Below are 17,331 nucleotides of genomic sequence, written 5' to 3'. Positions count from 1 at the left end.
AAACAACCTCGCTATTTATTTTGCAGGTTTACAAAAAATAGACTCTAATGTTTTTTGATGTTTTGATTTTTTCAAAAAATGAGCACAATCGTCTTTATTTGGCTCAAGAGCGATCATACTTCTTGCTAATTTCAGCAAAATCTCGGAGGTATAGAGCTTCTTTTTATCTGCATACCATGCGGTAAGATAAACTTGCGCTGCTTCATGATAGCGTTTTTGTCCCAACAAAGATTCAGCCAACCAAAATAAAGCATCATCACTCAAAGAATCTTTTTTGTAACGATTTTGAAAAGCGCAAAAGCTTTTTTCAGCATCAACATAGTTGGCAGAACGAATAAAATCATACCCTTCCTTATACAAAGCTTTAGAAGAAGAAAGATTGTCACTCTGATGTGCTTCAATTGGAGCACTTACTTCATGCACTTTGTTAAAATGTTGACTGTTTTCATGATCATGGCTCTCCACCTTAGCTTCCACAGCAGCAACCTTTGTCTGATCACCTGTACTATGCTCCTGCTCTATCTCTTCTTTTACAGTCTGAGATTTTTCATCCACAGCGGACTTTTCAAAAGAGCAAGAATAAACAGACGGGGATTTTTTATCAAAAAGCCCATAAAACTGCTTGTTAACATTTTTTAGATTGTTATGCTCAAGCACCATTCGTATCTTATGCAAAAGCTTATCTAAATCATAATCTTTAAATAAAGCCTGTTGATTCTCTAAAATAATCCCTTGGTGCTCCACAACACTAGCGGCTTTTTCCTCCGCGCTAGATGCTGCTTTATCAGCTGCTTCAGGTGCTTTCTTCACTGCATCAATAGCCTTATTAACAGTGTCAGTGGCTGTTTCCTCCGCGCTAGATGCTGCTTTATCAGCTGCTTCAGGTGCTTTCTTCACTGCATCAATAGCCTTATTAACAGTGTCAGTGGCTGTTTCCTCCACGCTAGATGCTGCTTTATCAGCTGCATCAGGCGCTTTCTTCACTGCATCAATAGCCTTATTAACAGTGTCAGTGGCTGTTTCCTCCACGCTAGATGCTGCTTTATCAGCTGCATCAGGCGCTTTCTTCACTGCATCAATAGCCTTATTAACAGTGTCAGTGGCTGTTTCCTCCACGCTAGATGCTGCTTTATCAGCTGCTTCAGGTGCTTTCTTCACAGCATCAATAGCCTTATTAACAGTGTCAGTGGCTGTTTCCTCCACGCTAGATGCTGCTTTATCAGCTGCATCAGGCGCTTTCTTCACTGCATCAATAGCCTTATTAACAGTGTCAGTGGCTTTTTCCTCCGCGCTAGATGCTGCTTTATCAGCTGCTTCAGGTGCTTTCTTCACAGCATCAATAGCCTTATTAACAGTGTCAGTGGCTTTTTCCTCCGCGCTAGATGCTGCTTTATCAGCTGCTTCAGGTGCTTTCTTCACAGCATCAATAGCCTTATTAACAGTGTCAGTGGCTTTTTCCTCCGCGCTAGATGCTGCTTTATCAGCTGCTTCAGGTGCTTTCTTCACAGCATCAATAGCCTTATTAACAGTGTCAGTGGCTTTTTCCTCCGCGCTAGATGCTGCTTTATCAGCTGCTTCAGGTGCTTTCTTCACAGCATCAATAGCCTTATTAACAGTGTCAGTGGCTTTTTCCTCCGCGCTAGATGCTGCTTTATCAGCTGCTTCAGGTGCTTTCTTCACAGCATCAATAGCCTTATTAACAGTGTCAGTGGCTTTTTCCTCCGCGCTAGATGCCTTATCAACTTCATCAACTTTATCCGTATCATGTGCAGGATATTCGGAAGCCCTTCGTGCCGCACTTTGAACAAGTGAAGTAGAACAAGCTATGAAAACCGCCATATAAAAGAGTGTTTTCCAATTGATTTTACGATACATTCCTTTTTCCCCTTAAGAGCTTATTGAATAGTTGAAACAAACAATCTTCTTTTTAATGACTATTCATGTCACTCAACGTTGTCACAGCACGTCGATTTTGATTCCAACAGGAAATATCATCACAGACCGCTACAGGTCTTTCTTTTCCGTAAGAAATTGTTTGAATCCGTTGTTCAGACACACCTAGAGACACCAAATAGTTTCGCACAGCAACAGCACGGCGCTGTCCAAGTGCCAAGTTATATTCACGTGTTCCCCTCTCATCAGCATGACCTTCGATCATAATAGAATAATAAGGATAATGAAGCAACCATTCCGCTTGGCGCGTTAAAATACGTTCAGCATCAGCATCAAGTGAAGAAGAATCGAGACTAAAAAACACGCGATCACCCACATTAACCGTAAATTCTTGTCCTGAGCCTGGTGGCACCTGATTCAAACCAGCATCATTCATATAAGCGCCATTCATACCGTTAAGTGCACCGACATTTTTTTTGCCACACCCAGCCAAGCATAGTGCGAAAAAAAAGAGGACAGCTAAGGAATGAGAGAAGGTTTTTTGGGTAGAGCGCATAGTCCGTTTCTCCTTGAGTGTCGTAAAGAAGGGTAAATTCTTAAAAATATTTTCAAGAATAACCGTTAATTCCTAATGAAGACGAAATTTTTCTGTTTTTTTGGTCATCATTTTTATTTTTGAGTCTCTGCCAATTTTTCTTCTCTCCAGCCACTCCTCTAACATTTCCATAAGAAATGTTTCCCTTATACGTCATGGCTTTTTATGCATCATCTTGATCTTGACGATTTTTTTGCAGCGCGTTCAGCTTTGCAAAAACTTTATCAGCATCAAAAGTCTTATGCAGATTTTCTTCACTCTCATTTTCCTCTAGGGCAGCGTTTTCCGTCACAGAAGCGGGAAGCAACGACCTATCTTCTTCTGCAGCAACAGGGCGATTTTTCGCCGCACGCTGGAGCTCAAAATCTAAATCGATTTGCGAACACAAACCAAGTCCTACAGGATCAAGAGGAACCAAATTTGCACTATTCCAATGGGTTCTAAGGCGGATTTGTTCAATTGTCGCTTTTGTTGTCCCAATCAACCGTGCAATTTGTGCATCTTTCAACTCAGGATGGTTCGTAACCAACCATAGGATACCATTGGGACGATCTTGGCGTCGAGAAAGAGGGATATAGCGCGCCCCTTTGCGTTTTTTTTCAGGAATATGCACCCTAGATTGAGAAATTTTCAAGCGTGCGTTTTGATCAGCCTCCACCCGTGCAATTTCACTGCGCGTCAATTGCCCAGAACTAATCGGATCTAAACCTTTAATACCATAAGCCGCATCACCATCGGCAATAGCTTTTACTTCCAAAACATGCAATTTACAAAATTCTGCAATCTGATCAAAAGAAAGAGCTGTATTATCAACCAACCAAACAGCTGTTGCTTTGGGCATCAAAAGTTGCGTTGCCATTTTTTATAAATCCTCTTCTGCGCCTCTTCTATGAGGCCGGTTACCGCCCACTCAAGAGCACTAGAACTTTTTATATGTTAGGTCTCTCCAACCACTCCTAAAACAAAGCGAGGCATGGAATAAACCATTTTGCCATGAGATTACATTCTGTTATAGCGTTATTTTTGCTCAACGACAAGAGATCTCTCTTGTAATGATCCTCAACTAAGGTGTCTTTACCTTTAAGATGAATTTTCTTATAAAGGGTTTATTCGATTACTTCACCTCATGCTGTGGCACATTTATTCTGGTGGGATGCGTGTTTTGTCGCCTTAAATTCTAAAGAGTATCCAACTGGAAAGAAAGCCCTAAAATAGGAAGGAAAACTATGGCTGGCCATTCACAATTTAAAAATATTATGCACCGTAAAGGGCGTCAAGATGCAATGCGCTCGAAAATATTTTCTAAACTTGCGCGGGAAATTACCGTAGCAGCAAAACAAGGTGCTCCTGATCCAGCCATGAATCCACGTTTAAGGCTGGCTGTTCAAAATGCCAAAGCACAATCGATGCCGAAAGATAATATTGAACGCGCGATTAAAAAAGCTTCAGGTACCGATGTCGAAAATTATGATGAAGTACGCTATGAGGGCTATGGACCAGGTGGCGTTGCCGTCATTGTTGAAGCTTTAACTGATAACCGCAACCGCACCGCTTCAAATGTGCGCGCCGCCTTCACAAAATCAGGAGGAGCCCTAGGAGAAACAGGATCGGTCAGTTTCATGTTTAATCGGATTGGTGAAATAATCTATAAGCCAGAAGCAGGGACAGCCGATAACATCATGGATGCAGCAATTGAAGCCGGTGCTGAAGATGTGCAATCAGAAGAAACCGGACATCATATTACCTGCGCATTTGAAGATATTGGTGAAGTTTCCAAAACACTTGAAGCAAAACTTGGTGAAGCAGAATCGATTAAAACGATTTGGAAAGCCACCACCCTTGCACCAATAGATGAAGAAAAAGCTTTGTCCGTTTTACGACTGATTTCAACATTAGAAGAAGATGATGATGTACAAAATGTTTATGCCAATTTTGATGTCAGCGATGAGATTTTGGCAAAATTATCTGTATAATTCCTATCATTTGCACAAGCCCTCTCTTCATTCATGAGGGCTTCAAAAGCATCTGTCACCTCGCCTCTTTATCCGCACATATAAAAGCCCCGCGTCAATAGCGGGGACTAACCATTGGTGCAACAAGAAAACCGCCATTAATTCCAGAAAACATAACCCAAAAAAGAAAGCATAAAAAACTCTGTAGCCTCACGCCTTTCTTACATGCCCCAAAGATTATCCCTATAACCCCTCTCTATTTAATCTTTTTGTTCTTTAAGATTAACCTCCCCACCCTCAAGTAATGAAGATGATCTGGTCTGTAAACAATTCGGATTTTCTTGACGTATTCCTATAACGAATCACTCATGGAATTCATTTGAAACTTAAGGCTCAAAAAATACACACTCCCCTAAATATTCGCCATGCACTTAAAAAACACTTAAATATCTCAAGGAAGTTTATATGCCTTATATCGCCACACCTCAAATGACAGTGTTTTTACAACATCACAGAATAAAAATAAGCAAATGGAAAGCCAGAGCTGATTGTTTAGCAAAGTATTATCCAAAAAGCCGATATATCTCTCTAATCCGTTGCGGATAAATTTTTGACTTTATAGCATTAACTTTATGGCATCGTATGTTTCATAAAATAATGTCATTTATCTTAAAAAAATAATGTCATTTATCTTAAAAATCTGTCCTTTTGCTATTACCGATCAATCAATATTCTGACCTAAAACAACAGCGTACTTGAATAAAACACATCAGAGAGCAGCAGAAAAACACCCTTGACAAGAGTCTGGACTCTTCGCAAACCAAATCAAAGAGGAAGTCAAAAAAACATAGAGAGACACTTTGAATAAAAAGTTGAAATCTAGAGACCTCAGAATTTTCTGACTATATTTTTTCAAGATGTTGTTTTTGAATTTTTTAAGCATTTTCCCCCAAGGAAATTCTATTGTCGATAAACAACCGTAGATGATAGATGAAATCTACATAACTCCCCATGCCCACTATAATCGATTCCTTCTTTTAAATAATTAAAGACAATTGAGATTGTGTAAACTTGAAACTGTATAGACTATATTCCTTCTATGTTCTGTTTTTAAGCATTTTGTTTTACTGTATATTGAGCAATGGCGACCATGCTGGATCCGAAGCATCATTGGGGGTGGGTAATTGACGTTCATTGCGTCCTGTAATGTCAATCGTATAGATTTTTGGTCCCATACCGGGATTTTTGCGAAAGAACATCAGCACACGACCATTGGGTGCCCAAGTTGGTCCTTCATTGTGAAACCCTGTGGTTAAAATTCGTTCTCCTTGTCCATCAGGGCGCATAACACCGATAGAAAATTGTCCGCTTAATTGTTTTGTAAAGGCGATATAGTCACCCCGTGGAGACCAAATAGGTGTCGAATAACTCCCCTCGTTTGAAGAAATACGCTGAATATCACTCCCATCCGCATTCATTTTATAGATTTGCGGCTTTCCACTACGATCTGAGGAAAAGACGATTTGTTTTCCATCCGGTGAATAAGAAGCAGAAGTATCAATAGCAGAAGTTGTTGTAAGTCGCGTCATCGTACGGGTTCGTAAATCCATGGTGTAAAGATTTGCACTGCCATCATTTTGTAACAAACTCATAATGACCTTTTGTCCATCAGAAGAAAAACGCGGAGCAATTGTCATGTTATTAAACGTTCCGATCAACTCTCTTTGTCCCATTTCAATTTGTTGAAGATAAACATGAGGTACTTGATTGTCCTCATAAGCCATATAGGTCATTTCTTGTCTTTTTGGGGAAAAACGTGGTGTGAGCACCAATTCACTTCCATCAGACATATAAATCAAATTTGCGCCATCTTGATCCATCATTGCTAAGCGTTTAATGCGTGCATTTTGGGGGCCTGTTTCATCGATAAAAACAATTCGTGTATCAAAATAACCACTTTCTCCTGTCATCTCACTATAGATCTCATCTGCGATCATATGTGCCACACGCCGCCAACGTTCTGTCGCGGTATAAAAACGCCGTCCTTTCAATTGTCTTTGTCCAAAAACATCCCATAAACGAAAATCGACCCTCAAACGTCCATCGATTTCTCTCATGACTTGCCCCGTAACTAAACCTTGCGCTTTTATTTTCTGCCAAGACGCAAAATGCGGTTGTTTATTAGGATTAGAAATATTTTCAAGAAAATTTTCTTTATTAAGCGGTAAAAAAAGCCCCGACCGCTCAAGATCGGCTGTCACCACAGCAGATATTTTCAACCCAATCGAATCATTGGAAATAAAGTCTGTAATTGCAATGGGAATGGGATTAAAATCAGCGCTCGAAATAGTCCCTTTCAATTGCGCATAGCCCGATGAAATACTTGAAAGCCACAACCCACAAGTGACAATAAACCAAGCAAAAACTTTATGTCTCGTTATAGTCATCATGGAATGTGTCCTTTCGTTAAGCCAATTTATTTTTTCTCATTTATCATCTGATTTCTTGGAGGGGATCAACATTAAAGTCAAAACCTTGCCCCCATAGATCATATTGATCACGTGGGAGATCTGCATAAGGTTGGCATGAAAAGACAGCGGCGTACACCTGCCTTATCATAATAGCTTGTTGACTCTCAAGACCGCTTACGGGATCAATGATAGGATCGCCCACAACCATCCCTTCACGATCTAAATAAAATCGCAACCGCACAACCGGACGGTTTTTTAAATCGCCACCAAGCGCCACAAGTTTAAGCTTCTGTTGAATACATGCCCCCGCAATATTGACCAATGTTTGTGCCATTTTTGTGGTATCATCAATGTTTTTTCTTGCGCCCAAAGCTTCTGGTGTATGAGAACGTTTTGCTCCCCCTCCTTGTGACCGCGCACGATTGAGCAAATTATTTTCCTCCAGTGCTAAAATATCTTCAATAGTCTGTTTTTCTTGGTTTTTCTTGTTAAGCTTTGGTGTCTTTTGATTCAATGCAGCCGCATTCTTCCTTGGAAATTCTTCGTCAAATTTTGGTTTAAACTGTGGAAGAAGAGATTTTTCTGGAAGTGTAATTTTGGGCGCTTGATGAACAATCTGTTCTGCTGGTACCTTCTGTACCGTTGGAGCCAATTCTTTTGGCGATATCATCTCTTCATTTTTGTGCGCAGGCTTGAGCGCATCTTCCGGCGCCTTAAAAGGCATCTCAGGTGCAACCTTGGGGGTATCCTCCGGCGCGCTCAAAGGCATCTCAGGCGCAACCTTGGGGGTATCCTCCGGCGGCGCGCTCAAAGGCATCTCAGACGCAACCTTGGGGGTATCCTCCGGCGGCGCGCTCAAAGGCATCTCAGGTGCAACCTTGGGGGTATCCTCCGGCGCGCTCAAAGGCATCTCAGGTGCAACCTTGGGGGTATCCTCCGGTGCTCTCAAAGGCATCTCAGGCGCAACTTTGGGAGTATCCTCTGTTTTTGCTTCTAATAATTCTGGTTTTGTAAGTTCGGGTGCAAATGTTTCTGACGTGTTCTTGCTTGGTGGTAGCGATGCTGTTTCAACAGGACGCAGTTTTTCCTTTGGTTGAAAAGGTGCTAGACTATCTATTTGTCCCTCTCCAATATGGCGTGCATCTTCTTTCTCTTGTGGTTGCATAGTTGGTTTAACGGCAGGGATTGCACGGATGGGAGCCTTCACGGATCCTTGTTGAGAGGACAACTCGTCCACTAAAGGAGCAAGAGTGATGGGAATTGCTTCCAATGGTTGTGGTAAAGAGACAGAGCTTGTAAACTGAACGGCTCCCCAACTGAGAAAAATGACATGGACCACAAGGGATAAAGCCAAGCCTCGTTTCATGCTATGATAGGAGTCTTTGTTCATTCTTTATGCCTTATTTATGACTTATATTTTTTCATTTTTAATCACTCTGAGCTCTATTAAACACTTTAAAAACAACAGGTTATGCGAAAATTTTATTACTTATTATTTATTGTGCTAGACTTGCTAACGCAACTTGAGAAAACCCCGCTTTTTGAATATCCGCCAGCAGTTTTAATACTTGCTGATATTCAACAGTTTTAGCAACCCGCACAAAAACCCGTTGATCTTTTTGTGTAGCATCTTCTTCCAGAAGAGTTTTAAGGTGTGCAATCAGTGCTTGTGACGTTTCATAATAATCTTGATTAATGGCAAAGCGCCCTTGCGCGTCAAGTGAAACCGTAAGGGGCGTTTTTTGAGCTCGTACGGGACCCGCTTGACTATGAGGCAAATCTAGAGGAACACCGTTCACTAAAAGGGGGGCAGAGACCATAAAAATAATCAACAAGACCAGCATGACATCCACAAAAGGAGTGACATTGATCTCACTCATCAGTTGGCTTCGTGAATGATAGCGCCTGCGTGTATTTTTTCGAGAAGAAGAAGCAACAGAAATTCCCATGGGATAAGCTCCTTTTTATAATGAGGAAGGTGCTGTGCGTGTTTCATCAATACGCCGCGATACAATTGTTGAAAATTCATCGGCAAAATTTTCTATTTGTGCAATGATGCGCGCACTTTCATGAGTCAACTTGTTATAAGCAATAACGGCTGGAATTGCTGCAAACAAACCAATAGCGGTTGCTAAAAGCGCTTCTGCAATCCCTGGCGCGACAATGGCAAGTGATGTATTTTGAGAAGCTGAAATAGAAAGAAAAGACTCCATAATACCAATAACTGTTCCAAAAAGTCCGATAAAGGGCCCCGCAGATCCCAGTGTCGCAAGAAAACTTAATTTTGATTCTATTTTTTCACTTTCACGTCCCAGCGTCAAATCCATAGCCTTATCAATTCTGCTCTGCAAACTTTTCGATGTATGGGTCCCTTTTTCAAGAGATTTTTTCCATTCAATCATCGCCGCCATAAAAACGGCGGATATACTATTGGTGTGTTGACTTTTACATGATGCATAAAGATCTTCTAGCGCTTTGCCTGACCAAAATGTACGTTCGAACTGCTTTATTTCACGCCGTAATCTCCGATACGTAAAAATTTTATCAAAAATAATTGCCCAACTCCAAATGGAAGCGAGCAGCAACCCGATCATAACACCTTTCACGATCCAACTCGCTTGCATAAACAAATGCAACATTCCAATTGTTTCCGGATTCGTTAGTTCACCATGCAGCATAATTTTTGTCCCTCTAAATAAAAGGTGTATTTTTTAAAATTCTATAAAACAGATTATTTTATAGTTTCTAAATTTAAGTAAAAAACCTTAGTTTCACATAAATTCATGTGCTAAAACAAGACTTGTTTCTTAAATTTCTTTAAAAAGTGATGACGAGAGACATCCCTCAACACACGCCCCCCCTCATTTCACAACAGCATTTATGAAAAATATAACGATAAAGCCTTCCCCATAAATGCTATAAAAACAAAAGATATAAAAATGCATGATATCAAATCTATTATGCACCACCACCTTTACGCTCATGAAAAAAAACTAAAACATCATACACGTTTTAAGCTCAAAATGCAGCGATAAATCTTAGCACTTGAAAAGATTCATAAGAGGCATTTTTATTCCTTTCTCAAGTGTTTCTGTATCCACTCACCAACCCCGCTTGTGACATGTAAGAAAATGTTTTTGATTAATTCACAGCAATAGGGCTTGAAAAGAAAAAATCTTACAAGTTTCAGAATTATCCAAAAGTGACAACGCAATGAATTATCATTATAAATAAATATGTTATAATCATGAAAGATTACGCTTTGCCTCAGACTATTGTTTCTCTCATTTTTCATCGAATTTAATACGGGGATACCCTCGGGCACAAAAACGACAATAAACCACCATAAAATGCCTCACAACAATGCGCCTCACCCATGCACCCCTATTGTAAGTCCCATATAATCTATTGTAAGTCTCATATAGTCTCATTGTGTTGTGAATTCGCCCCTTTCAATGCCCATCATCTCTCTGACACCATGGTATAACGTACAAGCTTCTATGACGTAAAAAAAGCCTTTTCACATCTTTACTTCATGAAAACCGGCTTCTTCGCTCTCTTTGCTCACTTGCGATATTTGATCGTTATTGCATTGAGAATGATCCATAAGAAACATTTTTACAATTTTTTCAATGATTTATATTGCTCATCTTATGATGTATAAGCAAATGATTTTAATTGTTTCAACATGAACAGATTTGAAATGAAAGTATTTTACTCTATGACTCTATTGGGGTTTGTACCCGTGAGAAGTGATAATTTATCTTTCTAAGTCAATCTATTATATAAAATAATATGCTTTTGAAACTTTAAATCCAGAATACATTTCTGCTTTGTATACATTAATCTCTCACTCATTCACTGCGTTTAGGAGCGCAGATAAAGTCATGCATTATGGATGAAAATGGATGGGACATGCGCTCTTGTGATGCCAAATGACAATCCAGTAAAAAACAAATCAAATTGCTTAAAATACTCTTTGGGTGTTTTGAGAAAATTTTTGACCTAATAGCTTATTATCACTTTATTGCAATCACTTTATTGCAATATTGTGCTGGGTATGTGCATTTTTATAAAAATAAATCTTAATCCATTTTTTATTTCTTTTTTGTTTTGTACTTTTCTGCTGTTTTCTTATGCCAACGAACCTTTCTTCAAAAGAAAGAAAATATCTTGAGTTTATAGCAGAAAATGGATGATGAGACATTGATTTTGAATCATAACATGGATGAGGCGTGTTTAATTTTGTGGGATATCATCTTCAATTTAGTGTAGTTATTGTAGCAGAGGTGCTTTCTTTTGATGTATCATGTGACCTTGTTGGGAAACATTTAGGCTATGATAAATGTATGGTCTTAGATTGTAGGTTACTTTATATCCCCTGATCTCTCCTGAAGCTGCTCGCTCAATGAATAACACTTTTAACCAAGCATTTTTGCAAAAAGTTCTTTGGGTAAACGTCGCGGTTTTGCCTCCTCATTAATCAGAGCAATTTCAACTTTAGCTGTTACCAACGTGGTCGCCTCATGCAAAATAGATTGCTCCATAAAAAAGCGTGCCCCTTGGATATGAGTAACACGTGTTTTAACAACTAAAAGATTATCAATTTTAGCTGGTCTTGAAAAATTAATTTCCATATGACGCACAACAAAAAACAGTTTTTCCCCCTCAACCCCTGCTGCTAACATCTTATTATTAAAACCGGTATCCCGTAAAAACTCTGAACGTCCTCGTTCAAAAAACTCAAGATAACGCGCATGATAAACCACTCCGGAAAAATCTGTATCCGCAACATAAACGCGGACCTGAAAATTATGAAAAGCATTTGTATGATTGCTCTTAAAAGGAGTTATTTCTGTCATTGGCTTCATGTCCCATAAAATCATCTAATATAGCAAATTATTTATCAATCAAAAGATTGAACACATTTTTGTGTTGAAGTTGTGAAAAGAAAAAGCCCCCCCTTAATCGTGCAAGACCTTTTTGGTCAGAATATACTAAAAGAAGCACGTCTCTTGTATTTTATGACCTTGCTATAAAATATTCACATAGTTTCTTTTAATAAAGAGAATATCTTAGTCATCTTCCCCATCCCATAAAGACGTCTGAAGTGATGAATTGTCTTGAGCATCAGAAAGTTGAGAACGCCTTTGTATAGACGTTGTAGAGGCAGGAGCAGAAAGCCCTAAATGGCTCCAAGCCTTTTCAGTTAGAATGCGTCCACGAGCGGTTCTTTGAATAAAACCTTGTTGGAGCAAATACGGTTCAACAATATCTTCAATGGCATCGCGTGGTTCTGATAAAGCAGCAGCAATTGTTTCAATCCCCACCGGTCCCCCTAAAAAAGTTTCCGCAATCAGGAGCAAGTAGCGGCGGTCAAGCGGATCAAGCCCAAGATGATCGACCTCAAGGCGCGAAAGCGCTTCATCGGCGATTTTTTGGTCAATTTGTTTTGCCTGTTTAACCAAAGCAAAATCACAAACGCGCCGTAAAAGCCGCCCAGCAATACGAGGAGTGCCCCGTGCTCGGCGTGCAATTTCATGAGCACCATCATCACTGATCTTGACGGCAAAAAGCCGTGCATTACGCTGCACAATATATTCCAATTCTTCTATAGTATAAAAATTTAGACGAATTGGGATGCCAAAACGGTCTCTCAGCGGTGTGGTCAAAAGCCCCAAACGTGTAGTTGCCGCTACCAAAGTAAATTTAGCCAGATCAATTTTCACCGAACGTGCCGCCGGCCCCTCCCCAATAATCAAATCAAGTTGATAATCTTCCATAGCTGGATAAAGAATTTCCTCAATCGCCGGATTTAAGCGATGAATTTCATCAATAAACAAGACATCACGTTCTTCGAGATTGGTCAAGAGAGCGGCTAAATCTCCTGCTTTAGCGATGACAGGTCCTGAAGTAGAGCGAAAATTAACGCCTAATTCTTTTGCCATAATCTGTGAAAGCGTTGTTTTTCCTAACCCCGGAGGTCCTACAAACAAAACATGATCCAGCGCTTCTTGCCGCGTTTTTGCTGCTTCAATAAATATTTTTAAATTAGCCCGTGCCGCTTCTTGACCAATAAAATCATCGAGAACTTGTGGTCTTAAGGAACGATCTGGATCGTTAGGAAGGGGAGCGGGACCCAGAAGGCGTTTATCTTCATCTTTATGCATTGTTACCTTGATTTTAAGTAGGAGAAGAAAGCAATTTGAGACTATGGCGGATCAGCAGGGCAGAAGAAACAGTTTCCTCCTCAAGAGCGTTCATCGCAAGAGCAAGAGCACGGGATGCTTGCTCCCGTTCAAACCCTAGCTTCATCAACGCGGAAAGCGCGTCATGCGCAGGTTGATTGGTCATCTCACGCTGAGGAACCGAAACAGTCTTGAGCGCTTGTTCAAAGGGGAGTGTTTTACTTTTCAGTTCACCCACAATTCTTTCACTGACTTTTTTACCAACGCCCGGCGCTCGACTAATCATCGCAACATCGTTTAAGGCAATAGCTTGTGCGAGTTCATCTGGCGATAAAGTACCCAAGATTGCCAAAGCAACCTTCGCCCCTACTCCAGGAACATTTTGTAGAAGACAAAACCACTCCTGTTCAGCTCTTGTAGCAAAACCAAAAAGGCGGATTGCGTCTTCCCGAACATGCGTTTCAATAAAAAGGCTTAACGCCTCCCCAACAGAAGGCAAAGAAGGACGCAGCCGATTTGACACAAAAACAACATACCCCACACCGTGCACATCAAGAAGGATATGATCATCAAAGATATGTTCAAGGGTGCCCTTTAATTTGCCAATCATGTTGCCACCCCACTCATATCGCCATCCTTGCCTGATAAGATCGGTCAATACTCTTACGATGCATACTATGACAAAGAGCAAGAGCAAGAGCATCAGCCGCATCACTGCTATCAAATTCAGCACGTGGGAGTAGAACTTTTACCATCATATGGATTTGTTCTTTAGCACCGTGTCCAACACCAATAACTGATTTTTTCACTTTGTTGGGCGCATATTCAAAAACAGGAAGAGTTGCTTGCGCAGGAACCAGCAATGCAATTGCACGTGCTTGCCCAAGTTTTAAAGTTGCTGTAGCATCTTTGTTAACAAACACATGTTCTACAGCGGCTTCATGGGGCATAAATTGATGCACAACCTCTGAAAGACCTTTGTGGATCTGACATAATCTGGAAGCCAGCTCACACTTTACATCAGAAGAAACCGTCCCTGCTGCAATAAACTGAAGACGATTACCAGCAACATCGATAACGCCCCACCCTGTACGCCGTAATCCGGGATCAATGCCTATAATACGAATCGTCTCTGCCATAAACTACAGTCTATACACTTTTCCCCCTTGTGAATAAAGACAAGACCACAAAGAAAACAACAGCACAAGACAAAACCAGTCAAAAGATGGTCATGCCCCCCAATTTATACAATTATAAAACGCAACGAACAGCATCTTTATGGAACATACTTTATGAAGCATAACTAAAATCAATCAAAATCTTTTATCTGCACATCACACGTGGGATTTCCGTATGGAGTGAAACTGTACAAGAAAGGACTAAACATGCCTCTAATGAACCATCTCAAGAGCCAAGAACTTGTCGCAACACTGGGGACTGGCAAATATGATGATGGTGCCGGCTTGCTCCGTTGCAAGCGTTAAGATGAGGGAGCTCAATGGATGTGAACAAGAACTGAGAGGTGTTTTTGAATATGCCCATTACACCACAATGTCATTGCATAGAGAGGGGACATTGCATGGGGGCACAGAGAACCCCTGAGGCATTCATTATATGGCACTTTATTTTGGATGTTTTATTTTACGCGAAGAAAATAACTTCCATTCAAAACAAGAGAAGCCCAAAAACTGACACAATGTGTATCATCCTCATTAAGACACGCTCTACAGCAACTTTATAGGCATAAGTTATAGAGCATAAATAAATTGATATACAAGCCCCAGCTCTATCTAGCGCCTGATCATTATCATAGCCAAAACAAAATCACACGATATATCAACAGAAAGTGTTCCAGCTGCAATCAATCAAAGCCGATTTCCACAAGACCAACCATACCCCATCCCATGCCATAATTCGAAATCAATACCTCTCAGCTATAAGCTCAAGATATTTCCTACGCTCAAATAGAAATTAGGCAGAAAAAAGCACTCTAGATTGGTTTTAGTTGTGACATTTTGGTTGTGAAAAATGGGTAGATTGCTCTAAATATCGCAAGAAAGAAGCAAGGCGCTATTCTTCTCAAAACACCCCCAAAAGCTGTTTTCAGTAATTCGATTTGTTTTCCCACTGGATCGCTTAAACTACAGCCTCCCCTTATTTACCAGAGCGCTTAAACTACAGCCGCATATCTAAACGAAAAAATGCGCGCTTCTAAACGCAATGAATGAGAAACAAATTGGCGGAAAATTTCTGGCAATTCATGCCAATGAGGGGTTTCAAGTTCCAATATTGGTGTATGAAGTGACACTTTTACAATTGCTTTTTTATTTGTTCTGATGACATTTCCCCTTCGCGCAAAGCAAGGGAATACCTCTAAGAACGCCCAAAGGCTGTTTTGAGCAATTCGATTTGTTTTCCTACTGGATTATCATCTTCTAAGGCACAAGAGGCTGCAGTTTCCCACCCAGCACGCATATACTGTATGCGCGCTTCTAAACGCAATGAATGAGAAACAAATTGGCGGAAAATTTCTGGCAATTCATGCCAATGAGGGGTTTCAAGTTCCAATGTTGGTGTATGAAGTGACACTTTTACAATTTCTTTTTTTATTTGTTCTGATGACATTTCCCCTTCGCGCTCTGCCCGAAGAAGAAGGAGTTGAGAAGCAATTTGCATCAGTCGTGTACTTAAATACATAGCTTCTTTCGCATAGATTGCAGAAACTTCTGCCGAAAGGGAACGTGCCACTAATTTCCCTTCTGAATCAATATACGCTGCGGTTTTTTCAATCAGCGCCATTGTTTCTTCATAGAGACGATTAAAAGCATTTTCAAAAGCATTATGCTCAATCATGATAATAGGTTCATCATATGGACGTTTATGTACACTCACGCTTTTATACTCCAAGTATCAGCACAAAATTACACCACTCAACGAATAGAGTATTAAAAAGTTTCTTTTGTTGCTGTGTAGAACGCTTTTTTTTTTAAACTGCTACCTCTTTTAATTTTTTTGCGCAACGCGCTTTTTATACTAAGGTTAACGCACCCAACAAACACTACAGGAGCGTTTTTCTTATAAACGGATCAGTTTCCTTGAAAAGGACCACTGCCAAGATCGCCGTCTTTCACAATAATAGGCGACTCCAAATTGCAGAGCAATACCCGTTATTATTAAGAGGGTATCGGAAAAAAACGTTCCTGTCATCACTGTTTTTATAATTTGTCCAAACATCGCAAAAATGGTTCCCGTTACAAAGACCGGTAAACTATGTTTTCCTAAGATTGCTAAAGGATGTTTCTGAGAGACATAAAACCATTTATTGATGCAGGGCAAAGAAAGAATAAAAAAGGCTAATGCAAGAACATGGAGTAAACGTGGCAAGCTTAAAAAGGTTTTATTAAAGTTCAACAATGGGGAAGACCAGCCAAGCCACCCCAAAATACCCCACCAGTTTAAGCGAACCCATAACAGCGCCAACAAGAGATACGCTGCCGCACAAACAATCCAAAAAGACTGAAAAGCGATTGTTTTTCCTTGTTTAAGCGCTAAAGTACTGGTCAATCCTATGACGAATAAGAATTGCCAAGACAAAGGGTTTAAAAACCATTTTCCTTCTAAGGGATAAGAAGGAGGAGCAATTTTATAAAATCCGCAGATAAGATACAGTGTAAACGAGCCCAAAAGCAGCCACTTTGTCTGTTTACAACTCAAATAAAGGATAAAAGGCGCAAAAAACATCAAAACGATATAAAGAGGAAGAATATTATTATATCCCAATTGATGCCCAAAGCTTAAGGTACTCAAAAATGCGATACCAGGCTCTTTAAAAAAGAGTCCCACATTGTTCATTGATAAAAGTTTTTCTGTTTTCCATAATAAAAAGGCAGCAAAAAAAAGACTTAACGTGACAAAAGTAGTAAAAAGATATGCGCCATAGAGCTGCAAAGCTCTGTACCACAGTTTTCGGATGATAAAAGCAAAGGATTTTTGCTGTAACCGTCCATGAAAACTTAACCCAAGAGCAATCCCTGAAAGCAAAACAAACACTTCTGCACAATCAGAAAAACCGAAATTTCTATGGGTAAAAGACTCATAGATCGTTCTGGGAATATGGTTGATGAAAATCGTCAATAAGGCTAAAGAACGAAAAACGTCAATACGCGTATCACGGTGAAAAGGTTGAGTATTATGCTCAAGAACACCTTGGTATTTCATCAGTGGACTCCCAC

15 protein-coding genes are annotated in these 17,331 nt (G+C 40.2%); 1 reads left to right on the top strand and 14 read right to left on the bottom strand.

All coding sequences use genetic code 11. The features are described 5' to 3' along the window. Positions 1-15: 15 nt before the first annotated feature. From ACFIJ9_RS01715 to ACFIJ9_RS01705, 3 genes are all read right to left on the bottom strand, one after another. The gene (locus ACFIJ9_RS01715; RefSeq protein WP_375635537.1) at positions 16-1,875 is read right to left on the bottom strand and encodes a tol-pal system protein; all 1,860 of its coding nucleotides are present in this window, start codon (positions 1,873-1,875) and stop codon (positions 16-18) included. Positions 1,876-1,927: 52 nt separating this feature from the next. Next, entirely contained in the window at positions 1,928-2,449 is a 522-nt protein-coding gene (gene pal / locus ACFIJ9_RS01710) for a peptidoglycan-associated lipoprotein Pal (protein ID WP_015856939.1), read from the bottom strand. Positions 2,450-2,651: 202 nt separating this feature from the next. Next, positions 2,652-3,347: a DUF1013 domain-containing protein gene (locus ACFIJ9_RS01705; protein WP_375611764.1), complete on the bottom strand. Its 696-nt coding sequence runs from the start codon at positions 3,345-3,347 to the stop codon at positions 2,652-2,654. Between the two features lie 367 nt (positions 3,348-3,714). Between ACFIJ9_RS01705 and ACFIJ9_RS01700 the strand changes: the two genes are divergently transcribed. Continuing rightward, complete coding sequence (locus tag ACFIJ9_RS01700) at positions 3,715-4,461, top strand: YebC/PmpR family DNA-binding transcriptional regulator (RefSeq protein WP_005774608.1); 747 nt, start codon at positions 3,715-3,717, stop codon at positions 4,459-4,461. A gap of 1,103 nt (positions 4,462-5,564) precedes the next feature. Here ACFIJ9_RS01700 and tolB read toward each other — a convergent pair. The 11 genes from tolB to ACFIJ9_RS01645 form a co-directional block, all read right to left on the bottom strand. Next, positions 5,565-6,890: a Tol-Pal system beta propeller repeat protein TolB gene (tolB, locus tag ACFIJ9_RS01695; protein ID WP_015856942.1), complete on the bottom strand. Its 1,326-nt coding sequence runs from the start codon at positions 6,888-6,890 to the stop codon at positions 5,565-5,567. A 43-nt stretch (positions 6,891-6,933) separates the two neighbouring features. Beyond that, on the bottom strand, positions 6,934-8,301 hold the full coding sequence (locus tag ACFIJ9_RS01690) for a cell envelope biogenesis protein TolA (protein WP_375635536.1): 1,368 nt from the start codon (positions 8,299-8,301) through the stop codon (positions 6,934-6,936). A 106-nt stretch (positions 8,302-8,407) separates the two neighbouring features. Next, a complete protein-coding gene (tolR, locus tag ACFIJ9_RS01685) occupies positions 8,408-8,860 on the bottom strand; it encodes a protein TolR (protein WP_273787696.1) in 453 nt (150 codons plus the stop codon). A gap of 15 nt (positions 8,861-8,875) precedes the next feature. Continuing rightward, complete coding sequence (gene tolQ / locus ACFIJ9_RS01680) at positions 8,876-9,589, bottom strand: protein TolQ (protein WP_375635535.1); 714 nt, start codon at positions 9,587-9,589, stop codon at positions 8,876-8,878. A gap of 1,743 nt (positions 9,590-11,332) precedes the next feature. After that, the gene (gene ybgC, locus ACFIJ9_RS01675) at positions 11,333-11,773 is read right to left on the bottom strand and encodes a tol-pal system-associated acyl-CoA thioesterase (RefSeq protein ID WP_375635534.1); all 441 of its coding nucleotides are present in this window, start codon (positions 11,771-11,773) and stop codon (positions 11,333-11,335) included. A gap of 213 nt (positions 11,774-11,986) precedes the next feature. Then, a complete protein-coding gene (ruvB, locus tag ACFIJ9_RS01670; RefSeq protein WP_375635533.1) occupies positions 11,987-13,081 on the bottom strand; it encodes a Holliday junction branch migration DNA helicase RuvB in 1,095 nt (364 codons plus the stop codon). A gap of 13 nt (positions 13,082-13,094) precedes the next feature. Further along, positions 13,095-13,709, bottom strand: coding sequence for a Holliday junction branch migration protein RuvA (gene ruvA, locus ACFIJ9_RS01665; RefSeq protein WP_375635532.1), 615 nt, complete (start codon positions 13,707-13,709; stop codon positions 13,095-13,097). Positions 13,710-13,722: 13 nt separating this feature from the next. After that, on the bottom strand, positions 13,723-14,238 hold the full coding sequence (gene ruvC, locus ACFIJ9_RS01660) for a crossover junction endodeoxyribonuclease RuvC (protein ID WP_273787693.1): 516 nt from the start codon (positions 14,236-14,238) through the stop codon (positions 13,723-13,725). A gap of 1,031 nt (positions 14,239-15,269) precedes the next feature. Then, on the bottom strand, positions 15,270-15,407 hold the full coding sequence (locus ACFIJ9_RS01655; protein WP_375635531.1) for a hypothetical protein: 138 nt from the start codon (positions 15,405-15,407) through the stop codon (positions 15,270-15,272). Positions 15,408-15,472: 65 nt separating this feature from the next. Then, entirely contained in the window at positions 15,473-15,991 is a 519-nt protein-coding gene (locus tag ACFIJ9_RS01650; protein WP_015856950.1) for a DUF1465 family protein, read from the bottom strand. 183 nt (positions 15,992-16,174) lie between these two features. Continuing rightward, the gene (locus ACFIJ9_RS01645; RefSeq protein WP_375635530.1) at positions 16,175-17,317 is read right to left on the bottom strand and encodes an OpgC family protein; all 1,143 of its coding nucleotides are present in this window, start codon (positions 17,315-17,317) and stop codon (positions 16,175-16,177) included. Between the last annotated feature and the right edge of the window lie 14 nt (positions 17,318-17,331).

This window comes from Bartonella sp. MR90HLJMH (assembly GCF_042194115.1).
Taxonomy (GTDB): Bacteria; Pseudomonadota; Alphaproteobacteria; order Rhizobiales; family Rhizobiaceae; genus Bartonella; species Bartonella grahamii.
The sequence above is the reverse complement of the archived record's forward strand: the minus strand, read 5'-3'. Positions and strand labels throughout refer to the sequence as shown.

What these genes read in the sequence shown, in the direction of transcription:
- ACFIJ9_RS01715 (WP_375635537.1), bottom strand. Translation starts at nt 1,875, where the DNA reads ATGTATCGTAAAATCAATTGGAAAACACTCTTTTATATGGCGGTTTTC.
- pal (WP_015856939.1), bottom strand. Translation starts at nt 2,449, where the DNA reads ATGCGCTCTACCCAAAAAACCTTCTCTCATTCCTTAGCTGTCCTCTTT.
- ACFIJ9_RS01705 (WP_375611764.1), bottom strand. Translation starts at nt 3,347, where the DNA reads ATGGCAACGCAACTTTTGATGCCCAAAGCAACAGCTGTTTGGTTGGTT.
- ACFIJ9_RS01700 (WP_005774608.1), top strand. Translation starts at nt 3,715, where the DNA reads ATGGCTGGCCATTCACAATTTAAAAATATTATGCACCGTAAAGGGCGT.
- tolB (WP_015856942.1), bottom strand. Translation starts at nt 6,890, where the DNA reads ATGATGACTATAACGAGACATAAAGTTTTTGCTTGGTTTATTGTCACT.
- ACFIJ9_RS01690 (WP_375635536.1), bottom strand. Translation starts at nt 8,301, where the DNA reads ATGAACAAAGACTCCTATCATAGCATGAAACGAGGCTTGGCTTTATCC.
- tolR (WP_273787696.1), bottom strand. Translation starts at nt 8,860, where the DNA reads ATGGGAATTTCTGTTGCTTCTTCTTCTCGAAAAAATACACGCAGGCGC.
- tolQ (WP_375635535.1), bottom strand. Translation starts at nt 9,589, where the DNA reads ATGCTGCATGGTGAACTAACGAATCCGGAAACAATTGGAATGTTGCAT.
- ybgC (WP_375635534.1), bottom strand. Translation starts at nt 11,773, where the DNA reads ATGACAGAAATAACTCCTTTTAAGAGCAATCATACAAATGCTTTTCAT.
- ruvB (WP_375635533.1), bottom strand. Translation starts at nt 13,081, where the DNA reads ATGCATAAAGATGAAGATAAACGCCTTCTGGGTCCCGCTCCCCTTCCT.
- ruvA (WP_375635532.1), bottom strand. Translation starts at nt 13,709, where the DNA reads ATGATTGGCAAATTAAAGGGCACCCTTGAACATATCTTTGATGATCAT.
- ruvC (WP_273787693.1), bottom strand. Translation starts at nt 14,238, where the DNA reads ATGGCAGAGACGATTCGTATTATAGGCATTGATCCCGGATTACGGCGT.
- ACFIJ9_RS01645 (WP_375635530.1), bottom strand. Translation starts at nt 17,317, where the DNA reads ATGAAATACCAAGGTGTTCTTGAGCATAATACTCAACCTTTTCACCGT.